The sequence below is a fragment of the uncultured Phocaeicola sp. genome (assembly GCF_948499155.1).
Taxonomy (GTDB): domain Bacteria; phylum Bacteroidota; class Bacteroidia; order Bacteroidales; family Bacteroidaceae; genus Phocaeicola; species Phocaeicola faecalis.
Genome location: NZ_CAOOSE010000012.1, coordinates 1 through 20,061 on the forward strand (window position 1 = coordinate 1; position 20,061 = coordinate 20,061).

The 20,061-nt window shown below is 41.1% G+C and carries 12 protein-coding genes; 4 read left to right on the forward strand and 8 right to left on the reverse strand.

Going from position 1 to position 20,061, the window contains the following annotated elements; all coding sequences use genetic code 11:
- Positions 1 to 182 precede the first annotated feature (182 nt).
- Entirely contained in the window at positions 183 to 1,700 is a 1,518-nt protein-coding gene (locus QYT14_RS10295; protein ID WP_289307163.1) for a TlpA disulfide reductase family protein, read from the forward strand.
- A gap of 446 nt (positions 1,701 to 2,146) precedes the next feature.
- On the opposite strand, the gene QYT14_RS10300 is transcribed toward QYT14_RS10295, so the two are convergent.
- A complete protein-coding gene (locus QYT14_RS10300; RefSeq protein WP_289307185.1) occupies positions 2,147 to 5,269 on the reverse strand; it encodes a PL29 family lyase N-terminal domain-containing protein in 3,123 nt (1,040 codons plus the stop codon).
- A 44-nt stretch (positions 5,270 to 5,313) separates the two neighbouring features.
- Positions 5,314 to 5,811, reverse strand: a complete 498-nt coding sequence (locus tag QYT14_RS10305) for an AraC family transcriptional regulator (protein WP_289307604.1) — start codon at positions 5,809 to 5,811, stop codon at positions 5,314 to 5,316.
- A gap of 414 nt (positions 5,812 to 6,225) precedes the next feature.
- Between QYT14_RS10305 and QYT14_RS10310 the strand changes: the two genes are divergently transcribed.
- Both QYT14_RS10310 and QYT14_RS10315 read left to right on the forward strand, forming a co-directional pair.
- On the forward strand, positions 6,226 to 6,612 hold the full coding sequence (locus tag QYT14_RS10310) for a toxin (RefSeq protein WP_288326037.1): 387 nt from the start codon (positions 6,226 to 6,228) through the stop codon (positions 6,610 to 6,612).
- Positions 6,609 to 7,589: a type II toxin-antitoxin system antitoxin SocA domain-containing protein gene (locus QYT14_RS10315; protein ID WP_288326039.1), complete on the forward strand. Its 981-nt coding sequence runs from the start codon at positions 6,609 to 6,611 to the stop codon at positions 7,587 to 7,589. The genes QYT14_RS10310 and QYT14_RS10315 overlap by 4 nt, the downstream gene beginning before the upstream one ends.
- Before the next feature lie 200 nt (positions 7,590 to 7,789).
- Here QYT14_RS10315 and QYT14_RS10320 read toward each other — a convergent pair whose 3' ends face one another.
- The 6 genes from QYT14_RS10320 to QYT14_RS10345 all read right to left on the reverse strand — a co-directional run bounded on the left by QYT14_RS10320 (position 7,790) and on the right by QYT14_RS10345 (position 18,374).
- A complete protein-coding gene (locus tag QYT14_RS10320) occupies positions 7,790 to 9,313 on the reverse strand; it encodes a pectate lyase (RefSeq protein WP_288326083.1) in 1,524 nt (507 codons plus the stop codon).
- 114 nt (positions 9,314 to 9,427) lie between these two features.
- The gene (locus QYT14_RS10325) at positions 9,428 to 11,017 is read right to left on the reverse strand and encodes a fibronectin type III domain-containing protein (protein WP_288326041.1); all 1,590 of its coding nucleotides are present in this window, start codon (positions 11,015 to 11,017) and stop codon (positions 9,428 to 9,430) included.
- Between the two features lie 29 nt (positions 11,018 to 11,046).
- A complete protein-coding gene (locus tag QYT14_RS10330; RefSeq protein ID WP_237039819.1) occupies positions 11,047 to 12,822 on the reverse strand; it encodes a RagB/SusD family nutrient uptake outer membrane protein in 1,776 nt (591 codons plus the stop codon).
- Between the two features lie 21 nt (positions 12,823 to 12,843).
- The gene (locus QYT14_RS10335) at positions 12,844 to 16,008 is read right to left on the reverse strand and encodes a TonB-dependent receptor (protein ID WP_288326085.1); all 3,165 of its coding nucleotides are present in this window, start codon (positions 16,006 to 16,008) and stop codon (positions 12,844 to 12,846) included.
- A gap of 181 nt (positions 16,009 to 16,189) precedes the next feature.
- The gene (locus QYT14_RS10340; protein ID WP_288326044.1) at positions 16,190 to 17,137 is read right to left on the reverse strand and encodes a pectinesterase family protein; all 948 of its coding nucleotides are present in this window, start codon (positions 17,135 to 17,137) and stop codon (positions 16,190 to 16,192) included.
- A gap of 4 nt (positions 17,138 to 17,141) precedes the next feature.
- On the reverse strand, positions 17,142 to 18,374 hold the full coding sequence (locus tag QYT14_RS10345; protein WP_288326046.1) for a glycoside hydrolase family 88 protein: 1,233 nt from the start codon (positions 18,372 to 18,374) through the stop codon (positions 17,142 to 17,144).
- A 289-nt stretch (positions 18,375 to 18,663) separates the two neighbouring features.
- On the opposite strand from QYT14_RS10345, the gene QYT14_RS10350 reads away from it, so the two are divergent.
- The gene (locus QYT14_RS10350) at positions 18,664 to 20,061 is read left to right on the forward strand and encodes a PTS transporter subunit IIC (RefSeq protein ID WP_237039822.1); all 1,398 of its coding nucleotides are present in this window, start codon (positions 18,664 to 18,666) and stop codon (positions 20,059 to 20,061) included.

The window sequence follows — 20,061 nt, forward strand, 5'->3', positions numbered from 1 at the left end:
AGCGGGTGCATACTGCCAAGGGGAATGTGTATAGGGTGGTGGAATGCTAGGCATATTAGACAAGCGAAAGCTCGTTTTGTATCCTCTATAATATGCAAAAATATTAAAGAATAATAAAGATTGAAGCAGTCTATAAAGAAAAGCTCTACCTTGTACACTAATCTATAATAAAAAATAATATCATGAGAAAATTACTATTTAGCAGCCTTCTTTTATTTGCCTCTCTTGTTGCACAAGCACAAGAAGAATATACGATTGAAGGTAAAGTGGAAGGTGTAAAAGAAGGAACTCTTGTTTCTCTATTTTTACTTGACGGGAACGTAGGAAGTACAGTTGCTATGGATAGCATACATAACGGAACTTTCTATTTCAAACGGAAAGCAGGAGAAAGTGGTCTGGATATATTATCTCTTATGTGTACTCGTCAAGAAGGTTTTCCTCCTATGTCACTGAAAATTTATGCAACTCCAAATGCTAAAATAAAAGTGACAGGTACAAATACTTTAATTTATACTTGGGAGGTTAATAGTCCTGTTAAAGAACAGCAAGAATACAATAATTTTACTATGGATTCACGCGATTTATGGGATGAGTACCAGCGGTTGGTAATTAAAGAAAAAAGCTGTACTTCAGAAACCGAATGCAAAATACTAGAAGCTAAACAAGATAGCATATCGGCAATAATCAGCAATAGAGAATTAAAGTTGATGCAAAAACTTCCTATTTCTAGTGTATGGATGGAGAAGCTAAATAAATTAAGTATGTCTGTTAAGTATAATCCAAAATTCTCTTATAAAGAAGAAACATTAGCTTTATATAACAGACTAAATGAAGAACAAAAAGCCACTACGATAGGACAGGCAATAACTGTAAACCTCTTTCCTCCTACAGTAGTTAAAGAAGGAGATGATATGGCAGATGCCGATCTATTCGATTTAAATGGGAAAATTTATCATTTGGAAGATTTTAAAGGAAAATATATGCTGCTTGATTTTTGGAGTAGCGGTTGTGGCCCTTGTATCATGGCACTGCCAGAAATGAAAGAGATTCAAGAACAATATAAAAACCGACTGACTGTTATTAGTATTAGCTCTGACACCAAGAGCCGATGGAAGGAGGCTTCGACACAACATGAAATGACTTGGCCAAATTTAAGTGATCTGAAACAAACAGCCGGATTATATGCTAAATACGGTGTTCGTGGTATTCCTAATTATGTGCTTATTTCTCCGAATGGGCAAATTATGCAAATGTGGACAGGATATGGCAAAGGCAGTTTGAAATTTAAAATGCGTAGATATTTGGATACTCCCAAACACGAAATGAGTATTATGCAACGTGGCAACACAAGAATCGTAAATTACCCGTCTATAACTTCAACCAATACTGATATTCTAGAGATAAAACAGGTAGAATTGACTGATACAGCTACCATTGTCCACTTTAATGCTTATTATACTCCTAAATATTGGATACAAGTAAGTCCAAATGCTAAATTAGTTGATGAAAAGGGGGTATCATATACTCTAAAAGGAGCTATAGGAATCACTCCTGGCGAGCATTTCTTTTTACCGGAAAGCGGACAAGCAGAAGTCAGCCTAATATTTGAAGCATTACCTTTGGAAACGAAAGTAGTTAATTTCACAGAAGGAACGGCTAAAAAAGATTGGCAGATAAATGGAATAAAGGTTTCTAAATAAAAGAAGTTTCCTAAAAAATTGTTTTCTACCATTTCTCATTAGTATCTCATTAAAATTGGGACGAATTAAATTAAGCGATATTTAACGACAGCAAAAGAGACCACCAATTTTAAAAAGTGCTTGTATATCTGTATTACAGTCTCTTTTTACCTAATTTGATTTCCCTTAAGTTCTATGTGTTAGCTAATGGAATGCCAGATATCCGCCTTTCCTTTCCATCCGGATTGTGACAGGATGCCCATTGAGTGCGCTTACGCTCAAGGATTTTTGTGCATGAACCAAGAAAATCGTTTCAATCAAGTTCAATAAAAAAATCGGGAAGTGAATAGAATCCGTTACCGGAGATATTCACTTCCCGATTGAATGGGATATAATTCTCAACTGAGAATTTGAAGCCGCCTCCCACTAAAGAGAAGGCTGGCTTGAAATTGTTCAGGTTGTAATAATTACTTAGTCTTCAAAGTGATAGTAAATGGAACAGTCATAGTCTTATTCCAAGCATCTACTACAATAAGTTGCATTTCAACAGGTGCAGATTCCGTTACGCCTTCTGACAATTCATCAACAGCTGTAATAATTGTACTGCCTACAAACTCATTAACATTTTGAGTTCCATCAAAGTTTTCTACATCCTTAATCAGAACTTTTGCATATTCAGGATCAACCACCTTCAAATAAACTGCTTTAATCTTAGCATTGGCTTCTGTAGCTGCTGTTTCTCCAACTTTTATGTCTTTCACTACTGCAAAATTAACCTTGCCTGCATAAGTTGTAAATAAGTCATAAATAGCCTTATCATCATCCGCAACTTTTACAGGTGCATTATCTTCATATTTACGAACATAATAATCGTCATGGTCAGCTGCTTTTACATAATATTTGTTCAAAACATCATCGTTATCAGTCCAAATCTCAGCAAGAGTTTTAACACCTACATATTCTTTAGAATCTGCATCACCGTCGGCTGCTGTATTTGCAGCCAACAAATAATATTTAGCTGTTCCTTGCTGTGCTTTCAAGATTGCGTCAGACTTGAATCCGAAGGCTTTCATATCTGCAACTGCAATTTCAATCATCATATCATTCGCATCAACAGCAAACTTAAGTTTACCATCTGCACTGGCTACTGAAGGAATAGTACCATATTGATAACCATTAACCTTAATGTCGCCACCTTTGACAGCAAACAAGTTATAAGTCTTACCCTTATCAGAACCCGCTACAAATACATTGCTCTTTATAGCTTTAGTTATGTCAATCTGATTAGTCTTGTCTTTACCGCCATATACAGCAGACAATTTATCTTCATTCATAACAATTGCCTTAGAAGCATCTTCGCTATAAACTTCTGATTTAACGATAACTTCGAAATCAAAGTCTACGGTATTATCGGTATTACCAAACAATGGATAAGTAGCACGAACCTTACGTACTTTGTACATTTGCTGCTCGGCATCCGTTACTTCCTCATCATCATCCCACTTATTAGCTTTCAATTTCGGAGAAGTTTCAATCCAGTTCGGGAATGCAAAATGAGTGTTATCACTACCACCTTCTTCTACATAATTAGCATTATCCAAATCTTTAAATGTCACCGAACTAATATCACCTGTAATATAAGTCTTATCGATAATGATACCTTCGGTTAATGTATAATTCACTTCATCATCAGTAGCAATTGACTTACCACCGGTAATTTGCAGAATTCCATTTTCTACGAAAGCAGGATTCAATTTAATAGCAGTAGTCGGATTAGAAACAGTCAATGTAGCTTCTGCAGAGAAGATAACAGTATTACCATTTGTAGAAGTCAATGTCAATACATATTCTTTCGGCAAGAACTTTTCTACTGTATAACCAATAAGTGCCGCACTTTCAGCTGTAGCATCCAAATCAAATCCGAATGTCACTGCATCGCCATTATTCCATTTAGAGTCAGCACTAGTGTAAGTAGTCTCCTTACCCTTAGCATTGTAGAATGTTACGGCAGCGTTATAAGCTACTTTTTTAGTTTCTGTGTCAGCATCATAACGAGTGGCAGTCAACTTCACATTAGCACCATCACCGTTCAAGAAATTATCCAACTGAACAGCACTCAGACCAAGATCTGCAATGTTCCATCTCAATGCAGCATCTTCAGGTTTGGCAGCCAAAGTGACTGACTTGTCAGCCAATTCGCCTGTTGCTTCCACACCTTGAGAAATAGTAAATGTTGCTTCTTTAGAAACAGCAGAACCATTCAAACCAAGAGCTGTCAATTTCAATGTTACAGAAATAGAAAGGTCACTGCTCGGCATCTTAGCAATAGTCAGCTTGCTGCCTTCAATAGACAATCCGTATTTCTCAACCTGAACAGCGTTGGTTGCTTCAAGAATAAAGTAACCGTCATACTGGTTAGCCAAAGTGAACATAGCCTCTTCTGTATCCGATGGTTTTTCAAACACATCAATTGTTTCTGCATATTTTGCTGATGCAGGGCTGGCAGGAGTAATAGTTACATCGCTGTTAATATCATCAGAATACACTTGATAAGCAAATGCAGTTCTTACTACTGTTCCTTTTGCATTTTCCACCAGCAAAGAAGCATCTTCAACTTCTGCATAAGTCTTTTTAACAGCATCAAAGGCAGGTTCTACCTTCAAAGTCCAAAGACAATCGTTAGCACCGGCTACTCTTGTTTGCATTGCTCCGTCCACAAAAGTAGTACCTTCGGGCAAACCCTTAGAAGGAGTAGAAACAATAATATCGGCTACTTTACCCTTCACATCCAACAAACTGTATGAGAAATTGTCAGTCAGTTCAACTGTGGCAGGAGTAACAATCAAAGGCAGATTACCACCTTGTTTTACAGTTTCATTCTTCTTAATGTCAGCAATTCCCGGAAAAGCCTTCAGCAATGCTTTAGACTCATCTTTTGTAGCATTCCATTCAGTCCACTTCGCTGTTTCAAATTTCACATTCACCTTGGCAGCCGCAGCTTCCACTACAAATGCATCAGAAGTAGCAGGCAATGTAATATCCTGGAACTTACCAGTTTCGTCAGCGATATGGAGCACATAGACACCATCTTTTACCACTACATATGCACTGGTTCCCTGAGCCGGGATTTCAGTAGTCTTTTCTACAAATTCGCCCTTAGCGGCATCCCATTCGTAAACTACCCACATGCCGTTGGCATCGATTTTTGGGGAAGGAGCTGTAACGCCTGCTTTTCCGTCTTCACCTACAGCTTGAGAAGCGGTCTTTTCACCGTCCTTATACCAGAAACCATCTTCGCCGATAGTCCATTCAGTACCGTTTTTTCCGTCTGCACCCTTGATGCCTGTAATAGAGGTGGTAGTACCGTCGCTCATGGTTACAGAGAAACCGTTTTCAATAGAAGAGATATTGGTCACCCATTTTCCTTCTCCCACCAGTTTCTGCAAAGCTGCAATCGCATCCTTGTTAGAATTAATTTGTTCCTGTAAGTCCTTGATGTCATCATCATAGTCTTTACAAGACACAAATGTTCCTGTTGACGAAACCATTAAGGCTCCGAACAGGATTGCACTTAAAAACTTTTTGTTCATAATAGAAAAACTTTAAATTTATAAATTTAAAAAACTAAAATTGGTTATACATATTCTATAGGTTCCGAGGGCACAGCCCTCTGTTCTTGTTTCATATATCTTTTTGGAGAGACACCCGCTACCTTTTTAAAGGAAGTGTAAAACGTACTTCGCGATAGGAATCCGCATCGTTGGGGCAGCTCCTCCAACGGACACTTGCCTGAACGGAGCAGTTCCTTGGCATATTCCACCCGATAACCGTTCACCAAATCTTTCAGGTGACAGCCGAAGTAGCGGTTCACCACGTTCGACAGATAAGTCTGGTTCGTTTCAATCATATCGCTCAGTTTATTCAGTGAGAGCTTCGGGTCAAGGAACACCTGGCGCACTTCCAAATAGTACAATACATATTTATATAGCTCACAATCGACTTTCCTTGCCTGCTCCACGTTACGGCCTGCAAACTTCTGCTCCCAGTAAAGATGGGCAGCCCGGAAGAGCAGATTCTTCTGCCTTTCGGAAGTAAAGGTGCGCTTGTCGCGGTGTAGAAACAGGTAGTCCATTGTACTCTCTTTTTATCATCTCTATTTCAGATAAATACACATTTTTCAAACCCTTAAAAAAGGGTTGCATTCGGTGCATCTCTTAGTAAGAGATACACTTTTTTTCTTCTTTCCCCGAAAATCTTATTCACTACATTATCAATCGGTTAAGTATCGATTGACATTTCCTTTTCTCCTGAAAAGCAAGCATTAAAAGTTGTAAAGGTATTATAAATGAGGAGCTTAGAAATGTTTAGAAAAGAATGGATTACTTCAAAAGGATACTTAAGTGTTTTTCAAAAACTCCACCGACTTTTATAAAAATAAAGGATTCCAGGAGGTAAAACGTAAAAGAGTTGCTCATTATCAACTTTTTCGTTGAATTAATGCGTATTTATATAATAAATTCTATCTTTGCAAAAACAAAACAAATAGATGGAGCATTTATATGAAACAGTAAAAATATTCTTGAAACACTTTAAAACCAAAGCAAAGACATTTGGTATTCGGTTTAGAATAGATAGAAACAAGAATTTCATAGCGTTAGATGAATTAGGCATAGACGCAAAACAAAGAGAAAAAATCATCATGGGGCTAGAACCTGAAAATTATTATCGGGGGCCGCATGAAAACCTTTTAAATGATGACGGAGAACTGTGGGAATTCGGGAAAAAGATAAAGGCTAAAGAAGCTTATATAAAAATAGCTGAAGGCAAGACAGATACCAGCCCGGTATGCATCTCATTCCATCCAGCCGAAAAACCAATAGAGTATCCTTTAAAAACAGATAAACCCAAGAAGAAGGAAAGGAAAAAACAATGAAAGAACAATTTCTATATTGTGAAATGTCAAAAGTTACTTATCGAAAGAATGAATTGACGGTTCCTTATCTCTATTATAAAGATGAGAAAGGAGAAGAATATACTACAACAGAGACTGATGAGATAACCTATCATTTATTGCAAAATGCTTATCGGGAAAAATATATGATTCCTTTTCCCGACGAAATTACCGCTATCCGCAAAAGATACGGCCTATCGGCAATAAAGATGGCTCGTCTGTTGGGCTTTGGTGATAACCAATATCGTTTATATGAAGATGGCGAGATGCCCAGTCTTTCAAATGCCAAAATGATTTCAGGAGCAAGTGATATAAATACATTCAAACGCTTAATAGATGAAGCCGGCGATGCTCTTTCAGAAAAAGAAAAAGCCAAGTTGATAAAACGTGTGGAAGAAATACAGATAGAAGAAGCTAAAAAAGACAGGCTGGAAGAACTTATTTTCCGCAATCACCCAAAAACAAAATCACATTTCAACGGTTATGTATCACTTGACATAGAAAAATTGCGCCACTTCATTCTGTTCTTTGCCGAACAGTTGCAAGGTGTTTTTGAGACGAAGCTTAATAAATTACTCTTTTACGCTGATTTTTCACACTATAAGTTATATGCACAGGGCATAAGCGGCTTACGTTATCGGGCAATCACCTATGGTCCTGTTCCGATCAATTATGGAACCATTTATGAAAGTCTGTCAGGACTACATAAAGATGTGGTAGAGACAAGTAATGGGTTTATCGGGAGTATTATTTATGCGGATTCATCCTTTAATCCTTCTCTGTTTACAGAAGAAGAACTTGAAATAATGCAACTTGTATTAAACAAATTCAAGCATACTTCTGCTGTAAAAATTTCAAATGAAAGCCATAAAGAGAAAGCATGGTTGGATAATGAAGGCAATCATTCCATAATTGACTACTCATACGCTTTTCAAATAAATCACATTTTAACAGAATAACACTCTAAAATTAAAAAACAGGAATAAAAGAATCGGGAAGTAAAATTTTTCTCAAACAACGGTTACTGTTGGAGATGAATGTGTCAAAACTCCCCTTTTATCGACATCACCCTTGCTACAACTACCTGTGGCAAGGGTGACTTTTAGTTTATGGGAGTTTCGACATTTTCAAGAAACAGCATCAAGCATACACAATATACCTAATTGGCAGGGTATGTACCTGCAACAAGGCTATTGAGATAAACTTCAAGATTGGTATATTCAGGACTCAGATTATACTTCGCACCGTCTGACGCATCATTCGGATTGAGTCCCTGTATCACCTCCCATTCATCGGGCATTCCGTCACCGTCACTGTCTTTCAAGACTTCTGTCTGTTTGTATTCCGGCCAGCCTTTTACATCTTTCTGACTGTCTATCAGTCCCAGCTTGCTGCCATTAGAACCGGTATAAGTAAAAGTCCCTTCACGAGTTTCTCTGACAATACGGCTGTCAACAGCATCGCGCGCCAAGGAAGCACCGGCATAATCCAGCACCGATTCATACGCTTGCCGGGCGGTTTCCGTAAAACTTGTATCTGCAATAGGAAATTCGGCAGAAGAGAGAACTTCGGAAGCCGGAGCAAAATTGCCCTTAATCACGAATCCGGCAGCATTGGCCAAGTTCACAGCTTCCAGCTGCTTCCGCTGCTTATCAGACAGTGCAGGACAGGTAGAGTCGAAATAATTTCCTTTCAAATAAAAGACTCCGTGTGTCCCTTTCTTATTCTGATTCTTCCCATCATCTTCGTATGCCGTAAAAATGCGGGCATAAGAGGATTTTGTGGCCGTATAAGGACCCGGCTTATAGTAGTTGTTCACCAAGTTATAAGACCCGCCTTCACCGGCATAAGCTCCTTCATTGCCGAAATTGTAAATGACATTATTGCGCAAGTCCACCTTCTCTGCATCAGGACGCCCTGTATAACGGCTGCCGCAAAGACGTGGAGTACGGTTGCTGTGATGTGCCAACAGGTTATGATGGAACGTAGCCCCCTCTCCTCCCCAAATGCCGCCATAGCCATGGGCACCTTTGGCATGAACGGAATTTGTGAGACTTTCGCTTAAAATACACCATTGCATCGTAAACTCACCGGCACCATAGAAACTGCCACACTCATCGGTACACCAACTTAAAGAACAATGATCCAGCATAATCTTCCTATTGCCGGAATGTCCGCCCATCGCATCATCTTCCGTTCTTGCCACATCTCCCATGCGGGAACGGATAAAACGGACAATGACGTTGTCGGCTCCTATATAAAAGGTATAATTACGGAGACAGATTCCATCGCCGGGAGCTGTCTGACCGGCAATAGTCACATCGCCATGCTTTATTTTTAAGGGTGATTGCAATTCAATGATACCGCTAACCGCAAATACAATGGTACGCGTACCTTTCTTTTCGACAGCCCAACGGAGGGTGCCTTCCGTCCCGTCGTCGGCAAGTGAAGTGACTGTATATACAGCCCCCCCTGCTCCGCCACTGACATAGCGCCCGGCTCCTGCCGCTCCAGGGAAAGCTAAAATGGTGGAACGGTCGGGAACAGGATATTCTGTCAGTGTACCGGGACTGTCAGGTGATTCCGGTCCCAACGGTATTTCAGGCAGGTCTCCATTGTCTATGCTCCCTTTGCCGCAGGCTACAACTGATAAAAACAAGCCCGACAATATAATTTTTTTCATCATAATGTATATCTATTAAAAAGGCACGGATTCAAGGATTGACCGGGGTCACCGCATAAATCCATATAATCCGTGCCTAAAAGTAACTATTTAAATAGTCTTATCCTAAAAATCCTAATACCAACGCGGGTCACCAACCTGATTATAAATCAAGTCTTCATCAGACAGGGTAAAATCACCTCCGGCAGCATCCTTGAAGCCCGGATTTAATGTGGTGGCACTCTTGTCCTCAGCCACTACCTTAGCGGTATCGCCCGAACCGGTGATAATAGAACCGGCAGTCGGAGCGTCAAAGTAATTGTTTCCTGCAAAGTCCGGATTGGCATCCGTGTTAGCCTGATTACTGAACAGGCTGGCAGTCGAGGCTACCAGATTGTTCTTGAAGGTTATCTGATTACCTTTGAAACGGACATACATCAACCGTCTACCGGAATTATTAGAGATGCCCACCAATGTACAATTGGTTATGCTGATAGCAGGAGTAACACCGGCAAATGTAGAAGAGGCATCATCGTAACGCACAAAGTCACGGGCCGCACAGCTATTATAGAAAGTAGAGTTGGACAAAGTAAGTACTTTAATAGCTCCCTTGCGCGAATCCAACATATCACCTCCGTCACACTCAATGTCGTGAACCAGACAATTATTGAATACAATTTCATTGACCATAGCAGCTACATTCAGATAATACAAACCTTTGGTATAGTTCTTGATTTCGCAATCTTCCACCGTCAGCGCATTGTAAGTGGCACCGGCTGTGTTGAAGGTTATTGCCTGACTGCCATCCGTACCTGTACCGTCCATCACAATCTGTCTCAACAATAGAGACGCACCGTCATTCAACGTAATACATCCATTGATTATAGGACGGTCGTTGGGGCGGACTGCTTTCAGTTCAATACTCTTCGAAATGGCAATTTTGGCTATTGACTCCACACCGTCTGCCGTATTCATCACTTTATAAGTTCCCGGATACAGCGCAAAAGCATCTCCATCTTCAGCATTCGCCAATACTTCGGCAAAGTCATCCTCGGGAGTCACGGCAATGGCATCACCCAAATCAAGTAAAGTAGTGAAAGTCAGCGTACCGCGTACTTTCGTTCCGTTCATCAACTTGGCTGTATAAGTGGTTTCGCCGGTCAATCCGGTTATGGTAGCGGCACCGGCTGCTATCTCGTCGGCAGTCACGGTATGAGTGATATCACCCGGAGTAAGAATAATTTCTGTAGCCGCTTCACCGGCAGTCCATCTCAGAGTAGCACCGGTTGCCTGTAAATCTTCATCATTTACCGCTTCAAATATTTGTTCTGCATCTGTTTTAAAATAAACACCACTCCATTTGGATTCGGCAATTCCTTCGCCTACAGCCTGCACACGGGCTGAGTATTTCATACTGCCCTCCAACTTGGATACTGTATAAGGCAGCTGGTCAGCAGTCACACCGCTGATGGTCTTTGCAGGCGAACCGGCGAAAGTCAGACTGTCGTTCTCAAAAACCTCAATGTTATATGCGGTTGCCCCTTTCACAGTCGACCAAGTCAAACGTACATTGGTACGGTTGGTCACTCTCGCTTCCAGATTGACCGGTGAGAAAAGACGGTCATAGTCAATATTCGTGATTTCTTCGTCCGGGTCATCGCAAGCGGCGGTCAGGGCTGCTATTGCCAGCCCCAACATATATGTATATTTCTTATACTTGTTCATAATTTTGGTATTTATGTGTTTATCAACTATTAGTCGTTGGACAAGGTTCCGTTGCTGCTGTCAACAAAAGTCTGCCAAATGGGCCAGAACTGGTTTTCATCCGGGTTCTTCTGATACAGGACATTGATAAGTTCGTCCGTCAGTTTTTCGGTAGAAATCCATGTTGTACTCGATTCATACCCCAAAGCTGCTCCCTCTTCATCTGTATCTCCATGATTCAAACCATAAATCATCAACGTTTCACCATCTGCGGCAGTCTGATAATAGATTTTTTCGGGCAAATCGGCATAAGCGCCTTCCCGTCTTGCCAACTGCGACATCTTGGTTTTGGCTTCGTCCAACTTCTCTTTCAGTAAGTTCCAACGAATCAGGTCGGCCTTTCGAAGAGATTCTCCGGCAAACTCAAAAGCGCGCTGTTCAACAATGGCATTGAAGAAAGCATCCTTGCCGGCAGTGGCCTGAGCCAGATAAGCCGAAACTTTGGAAGTAGGAAGTGCACGGTCAAGAATCGGTTTCAAATAGGCAGCCGCAGCCGACGGCCCTTCCAGCTCATTGATGGCTTCGGCGGCCATCAGGTAAACATCTGCCAAACGCATATACTGCCAGTTCACACCATCGTCGTTGGTAGAAGTCACCACTCGATTCATCCATTCATAACGCAGTTTTCCAAAACACCAGCTTTTCAGGCTGCGTGGTGTCTGCCAGCTTTTGCCATCCTTCTGGTCTTTTGACCATTCGTAAGGAACACAAGTAATGTCACGACGAACATCTTCCACATCATAATCATAATATAAATAAGGTAACGGACCATTTACGCCACCCTGTGCCTGTTGTGTATATTGGTCGGTCTTCTGATGTTTCACACCCAAAGTATACAGAACACGTCCACGACCATCCGAGAACGGAATTTCCCAAATAGACTCGCCTCCGGCTGCTGTATTGTCCTGACAAAGTTTCAAGAAGTTATCTTTGAAAGTACCCAAACGGCATCCACTGTTATTGATGATGTCAAGACACTCTTCCTTTACCAAAGCATACATATTGGCAACGCTCAGTTTCGGGTCATTACTGCGGCGGACACCGTCTGCACGTTGGCTGTATCCGGCTGCATAAAGGGCAATACGTGCACGAAGGCCCTTCACGAATGCCTTATTGACGCGTTCCGTACTCTTGGTAACCGCAGAGCCGTTCGGCCACGGAACCAAATCTTCCGCTTCTTCCAAATCATTTAACAAATGTAAATAAATGCTATCCCGGTCTGTACGAGGCAGATAAACGGTTTCGGAAGTATTCGGTTCAAAACGAGCCGGGACATCTCCCCAACCTTTCACCAAATCAAGATAAAGAACTGCTCTCAATGTAATCGCTTCACCTAGTAATTGCTGAAAAGCAGGATCAGTCAGGTCGGAATAAGTACGCAACCCGCGGATACACAAATTAGCACGCTCGATTCCTTCGTAAAACTTAGCCCAAGCATTGTTTGAGGTATTCATCTGACTGTTCGTGGCGCGGGTGGCATAGGTACAAAGCTCATATTTGCCATCATCCGCCACTTTAGACGCTTCCATATTATTAATCCATTCGATGTCAGTATTGATTCCATAGTAAGGAAGATACCGTCCGCGATAAGAGTTGGTTTCTCCGAAAGACTGGTGAATACCCATTACTGCGGCCTCAGCCAATGATTCTACCGTAAATAGATTGGGTTCTTCCATTGCCGACTGAGCAGGCGACTCTAAGTCACATGAAGTCATAGCTCCCATTAATGACAAAGACAAAAGAGAAGTATATATAAATTTTTTCATTGTTCAATACATTTTTCCTGATTAGAAATTCAAATTAAGGCCAACCACAAACTGACGGCTCTTGGGGTATGCTGAATAGTCCACACCCGGAGTCAGGTTTGTTTTGCGTATAGTGGATACTTCCGGGTCATATCCCGAATAATTGGTCCAGCAGAACAGATTGTAACCGGTCACATAGAAACGTAAGTTCTGGATTCCCACCTTATTCAGCAAAGTGGCCGGAAGAGTATAACCTAATGTCAGTGTATTCAGGCGTAAGAAGGAAGCATCCTCCACTGCCCAATCACTGAAAATCATACGTTGTGTGTAAGGCGACCACATAGTAGTATTGGCATTCATTGCAGCCAGCTTTTCGGGATCGTTGCAAATAGTACCGTTTTCATTCAAATTCGTCCAACGCTTGCCGTCAGCCATCTCCGAAATCATGTTGCGGTATTGATATTTACTGGTTTGCGTAAACTCAATCTTGTTGGCATTATATACATCATTTCCCACACTCCAGTTAAAGTTTGCACTCAGGTCAAAACCGTATGCACGGGCATTGATACTGAAACCGCCTGTATGGACAGGATTGGCATCACCTATTATTTCACGGTCGGCAGTAGTGACCTTGCCGTCTCCGCTTCCATCAATATCAGCCAGTTTCATCATACCCGGACGGAGTGTACCTACCACAGCGGAAGCATCGACTACGCCTTCTTTCAAAATCCATTTCTTGGCGGCAGCATCATAGCCCTCAAAGTCGCTTACTTCATAACGCCCTGCAGAACGGTAACCGAACATTTTACCTACAGCACCGCCTTTGGCAATCCAAAAGTCATTACCGATTTCTGAAGAAGCCCAATAGGTTTCAGCTCCAAAGTCATCCATGATACCTAAATCTTTAATCTTATTTTTGTTGAAACCGATATTGGCACTAAAGCTCAAACCAAAGTTTTTCTTATCAACGGCAATCCAATTCACACTGGCCTCAAAACCTGTATTCTGTGTCTTGCCCATGTTACGATATTGATAATCATAGCCTGTACCGGCTACAGGAAACTGAATCAGCAAATCTTTGGTTGTATTGAGATAGGCTTCCAGCGTACCGCTCAATCTTCCGCCCAATGTGGTAAAGTCCAGACCAATGTTACGGGTAATGGTCGTTTCCCATTTCAAATCAGGATTAGGCATCGTCTTTGATGCGGCCCAATAGTTATTAAAGCCGTTAATCCATGAAGTGGAAGAAGAAGCATAATTCAAGTTCATCTGGCCCGACGGAATATTGTTATTACCGGCAGTACCGTAGCTGAAACGGAGTTTCAAATCGTCCAGCCAACTCTTGGTTCCTTCCATAAACGGTTCTGAAGACACGCGCCATGCAACTGCTGCCGAAGGGAAATAGCCCCAACGGTTTCCGTCTGAGAACTTGGAAGAACCGTCGGCACGGAAAGTAGCACTCAACAAATATTTGCTCTTATAGTCATAATTGATACGTCCGAAAAATGACAAGAGTTTATCGTCAGGGTTAAGGTAATTATCAATGGAATAAGGAGTACCCTGTGTAGAATATTTCCATGCATCCTGTGATGTGAACGATTCGGGGAAACCGTGAACCGTATTGGTCAGTTTCTTTGATTTGGTGACAATCCATTCATGGCCTATCATGGCATTTAAATGATGGTCATCATTCTTCAGCAATTTTTCGAAATCATAATTAACGGTATTCGTATTGCGGAACTTATGACGGAATGTGTTTGCAATCTCCATAGCCGGTTTGCCTTGATTATCCTTTGCAGGAACATTCTTTATATAATAAGTTGTCAATCCCCAAAAGCGTGAATCTTCTTCGCGGTAATCATCATAACCGAATTCTGTCTTGGCACGGAAATTCTTGAAGATTTCCCATGTAAAGCTACCTGCCATATTCAAATTCTTACGCTCACGTTCACGGTCATTATCCGAAATGGCTGTCAATGGATGATACAGGTTACCTAAATCATCATCCGAACTGCCACTTTCCGAGTTCAGGTTTTCCAAAGGTATCGGAGTATAAATCACTGAATATTTCAAACGTTTGTCCGAGTCATACGTGCTGCTGGTATCATTGGCACCGCCACCCTTTACATCTGTATCCGAATAACGGACTGAAAAGTCAAGAGTCACATTCTTTACCGGCTTGCTATTCAACTTCAGACTGAAATTATCACGCTTAAAAGATGAACCTTGCATAATAGCCTTATCATTCATGTGGCTGTAGCCGAACGCATATTTTATTTTATCGCTACCGCCATTAATGTTCAAGCTTTGATTGAAAGCGTGTCCGGTACGTCCGAAAGTCTGATCCTGCCAATCATTTCCGGAAATATTCTGATACATATCCATATCCTGATAGTTCCCAAAATAATCGATATAAGAACTCATATCATTTTCTTTAATTAAGCCGGCCAGCTCATATTGCCATTTGGCATAGTCGTATGGAGAAAGTACATCCAATGTTTTTGCAATTTTCTTAATACTGTAATATGCGTTATAAGTCACACTCAGTTTTCCCTCCTTACCGGATTTAGTTGTTACCAAAATAACTCCGTTCGCACCGCGGGAACCGTAGATGGCAGTAGAGGAAGCATCCTTCAGCACCGTCATATCTTCAATATCGGAAGCCGGAATGTCGGAAATGGTTTCTACAGGAAAACCATCGACAATAAACAATGGAGTATTATCACCCGTAATAGAGCCACCACCACGCACACGGATTCTCATTTCGGCATCAGGAGAACCTTCTGTAGTAGTAATCTGTACACCGGCCATTTTACCGGTCAGTGCCTCTGTTGCCGAAGCAACCGGAACCGCAGCCAACTTATCAGCACCCACTGATGTGACAGAACCGGTCAAATCCTTACGTTTTACCGTACCGTAACCAATAACGACCACTTCTTCCAATGCTTGTGAGTCATCATTCAATGTTACATCAAATTGTGTTTGATTTCCGACCTTAATTTCTTGTGTGACGCACCCTATGTAAGAGAATACAAGGATATCACTCGACTTAACGTCGGACAAGGAAAATTTACCTTCAAAATCGGTAATAGCGCCGTTGGTTGTCCCTTTTACTAAAACATTTGCCCCAATCAGTGATTCGCCGGTAGCGTCTTTCACAATACCGCTCACCTGATGTCCTTGAGCAAAAGCGACCAAACAAAGCATACTCAGAAAAAGGGTTGAGACTGCTTTTCTAGCTAATTCTTTTAGATTCATAAGATGTGTTTTTATAGTTGTTATTTTTTCTAAGGCTACAAAGAACCTATATTCACTGAGGCAAAAGTAGATGTTTCAAAATGTCCCGATGTGTAGTTTTTATCATTTTATGTGGATTAATCAACTATTCTCAGAATTTCCACGTATTACACCGGTTGTAAAACAGATTTTCAACAGTTATCTTTTGAGCCTCTTCCGATGATAGCTGCCTGCTCCATTCTACCCTTCCGGAAATATCAGCGCCCTCACCTGCATTTTTATATTCCCGATAACGGACTGTCTGTTCGTTATCAGAATTTTTCCAATTATGCCATCCGGCAGGAAGAATATGTTTTCCTAATTCGCACTCTATAAATAAGGTATAGGCAAAAGGACGCCACGGACGCCCCAGATATACCTTTTCCACTCCGGGAGCAGCCGTCAGTTTGCAATGTTGAAAGACATAACCGTATTCCGCCTCTGCAGGAGTGGAAGCGGCAGTTATATAAGAATCTCGTTTACTGTGAATAGTACACCCCTGAAACAGAGCTGTGGAAGGTCCAAAAATAAAATCGGTAGTTCCCTCAATATAGCAATCTTTAAAATACAGACGTGTAAATTTTGCTCCAGTATATACCGTATCCTGATTTCCAAGGAAACGACAATTGATAAAACGAAGACAATCCCCTTCCGTATGGAGTGCTACGGCTTGTCCCAATGGAGCAGCATTATTTTCAATAGTCAGATTTCTAAAAGTAACATGACTGCCTTCCACCTTTACCGTATAGGTACGGAAGGTTCCCATTTTATTTATATTGGCGTGGTCGTCATAGGTAATAACGGTCTTCTCTTTGTCTTCACCTATTATCTCAAGGTTCTCTAACCAGGACGGAACAACCACTTTCTCTTTATACACACCATTCTTTATATAAACGGTCACTGTATAGTCCATAAAAGCGCGAACACTTTCCAATGCATCTCCCAGAGTGTGGTAATGGCCTGTCCCATCGCACGAAACGATGAGTGTATCTCGCCGTTGTTGTCCCCATAAAGTAGCGACAACCAACCACATACATCCTATAATCGCTATTCTTTTCATTTCATTATTCCAATGGAGTTTTACAACCGCTGCCACCATTTGCATGCAAACGCTCCCATTCCAAACTTGCCATGATAAACGGACCTACAGCCTTCGCATCATTGACACGTATCTGTTCATTTATATAATAGTCATAGTCTCCCATACGATAGTTTTTACCTCCCAAACCGGCTACGGCACACGCACTCGTAATAGAAACCAGTCCTTTATCATCCACTTCTATAAACTGCTTCAAAATACCTTCATATCCTTTTTGAGCCACCTCCATATAAGATGAACAGATATATCCTTTACGAACAGCCTTCAACAGTGCGTACACAAACATAGTAGAGCAGGAAGACTCCAAATAGTTTCCTTTATCACCGCTACGGTCTATCACTTGATACCATACACCGGTGCGGGTATCTTGAGTACGTTTTATTTGAGCAGCCAACTTATTTAAAATGGCAATCACCGAATCCCGTCCCACTTCATGCTGCGGAATAAAATCAAGCACATCTACACATGCCATAGCATACCATCCCATCGCACGCCCCCAGCAATGTTGTGATTGTCCGGTGACCTTATCCGCCCATCTCTCCCGTTTACTTACATCGCAGGCATGACGATAAAGATCATTTTCTGCATCGTAAGTATGGCGAGCAACTGTAACAAATTGGTTAATAATATCCGCATAGTCATTTACACGATTATTGCGATAGGCATATTCTGCATAAAAGGGCTGTCCCATATACAGTCCATCCAACCACATCTGATGCTCATAAATCTTCTTATGCCAGAAACCGCCGTCAGCATTCCGGGGATGTGTATCCAATTGACTTCGCAACAAATCCAAAGCTTTCCTATACTTTTCATCCTTAGTCTGCTCATAGATACGAAATAACATTTTACCTGAGTTCAGACGGTCAATATTATACTCATGCAACTTATAAGTCTCGATAGAACCGTCGGCATGAATCATCGTATCGGCATAGGCCACCGCATAATCAAAGAATTTCTTGTCTCCATACGCATCATACACATCAAGCATCGACTGAAGTTCCAGTCCATGACAATAATCCCACTTCAAACGAGTCTGGAAGTCAAGTTGCCAAGACTCGGGACAACGCATCATTTCTGAAGTTGCCATACGGACAGACCACGGCTGTTTATCACACACCTTCTGAGCACCACACAATAGCGGAGCAATCATCAGTAATCCTGATACAATAAATTTACAGATAGATTTACTTTCCATGCTGTTGTTTTGTTTTAGTATTAGACCTTTTATCTTTTATAAAACAAAAGTAGTTCTTTTACTGAAAAACATTGTGGATTTTTAAATATAGAGAGTGTATTATTTGGTTTTCGTGTACGAAAACGATAAAATTGTGCGCGGTAACGATAAAAAGTGTGCAAAATTGTCCATTTTACTAATAATTAAGGTTTTCCCGTTTGATTAATTGAGAAAAGGTTTTATTTTTGGGGCAGTTTTTAATTCATACTATTGTAGGAACACATTCATTTAACTATTAAATCACAAGAGAATGGAAGAAGTTTTCAGTTATATCATCGGTCTGGGTGCAGCTGTGATGATGCCTATTATCTTTACAATTTTAGGAGTTTGTATCGGTATTAAATTAAGCAAAGCATTAAAAAGTGGTTTGTTGGTCGGAGTCGGTTTTGTTGGATTATCTGTTGTTACAGCCTTGTTAACCAGTAGCCTTGGTCCCGCTTTAAGTAAAGTTGTCGAAATATACGGTCTCCAATTAAAAGTATTCGATATGGGTTGGCCTGCTGCTGCTGCCGTTGCTTATAATACTTCCGTAGGTGCATTTATCATTCCGGTTTGTCTGGGTGTCAACATATTGATGTTATTAACAAAGACTACACGTACGGTTAATATCGACTTATGGAACTATTGGCATTTTGCCTTTATCGGTGCAGTAGTCTATTTTGCAACAAGCAGCATCCTATGGGGATTCTTTGCTGCTATCATCTGTTATATCATCACTTTGATTCTGGCAGACTATACGGCAGACAAGTTCCAGGGCTTTTATGAAAAGATGGAAGGAATTTCCATTCCCCAGCCTTTCTGCGCAGGATTTGTGCCATTTGCTATTGTTATCAATAAAGTATTGGATAAAATACCCGGATTCAACAAATTGAATATTGACGCCGAAGGCATGAAGAAAAAGTTCGGTCTGCTAGGCGAGCCTTTGTTCTTAGGTATTTTGGTCGGTTGCGGTATTGGCGCACTGTCTTGTAAAAACGGACAGGAAGTGGTAGACAAGATTCCTTATATTTTAGGTTTAGGTATTAAGATGGGTGCCGTTATGGAATTGATTCCACGCATCACCAGTTTGTTTATTGAAGGTTTGAAACCCATCTCTGACGCAACCCGCGAAATGATTGCAAAGAAATTTAAAGGTGCAGTCGGACTGAATATCGGTATGAGTCCTGCTCTGGTAATCGGCCATCCTGCAACTTTGGTCGTATCATTGTTACTGATTCCCGTTACACTGTTGCTGGCAGTGGTACTCCCCGGCAATGAATTCTTACCTTTGGCTTCATTGGCAGGTATGTTCTATGTATTCCCATTGGTATTGCCCATCACTAAAGGTAACGTATTAAAAACCTTCATTATCGGGTTTGTTGTATTGGCTATTGGCTTGTACTTCGTAACAGATTTAGCTCCTTACTTTACTCAAGCCGCACAAGATGTTTATGCCAAAACGCAAGATGCAGCCGTTAATATCCCCCAAGGCTTTGAAGGCGGTGCATTGGACTTTGCATCCAGTCCCTTCTCTTGGGCAATATTCCACATGACTTATACATTTAAGATAATCGGTTCGGCTATTTTAGTGTTAATAACCCTATTCCTGATGGTATTAAACCGTCGTGCCATCATCAAATATCAGAAGTCGGTAAAAAACGCTCAATAA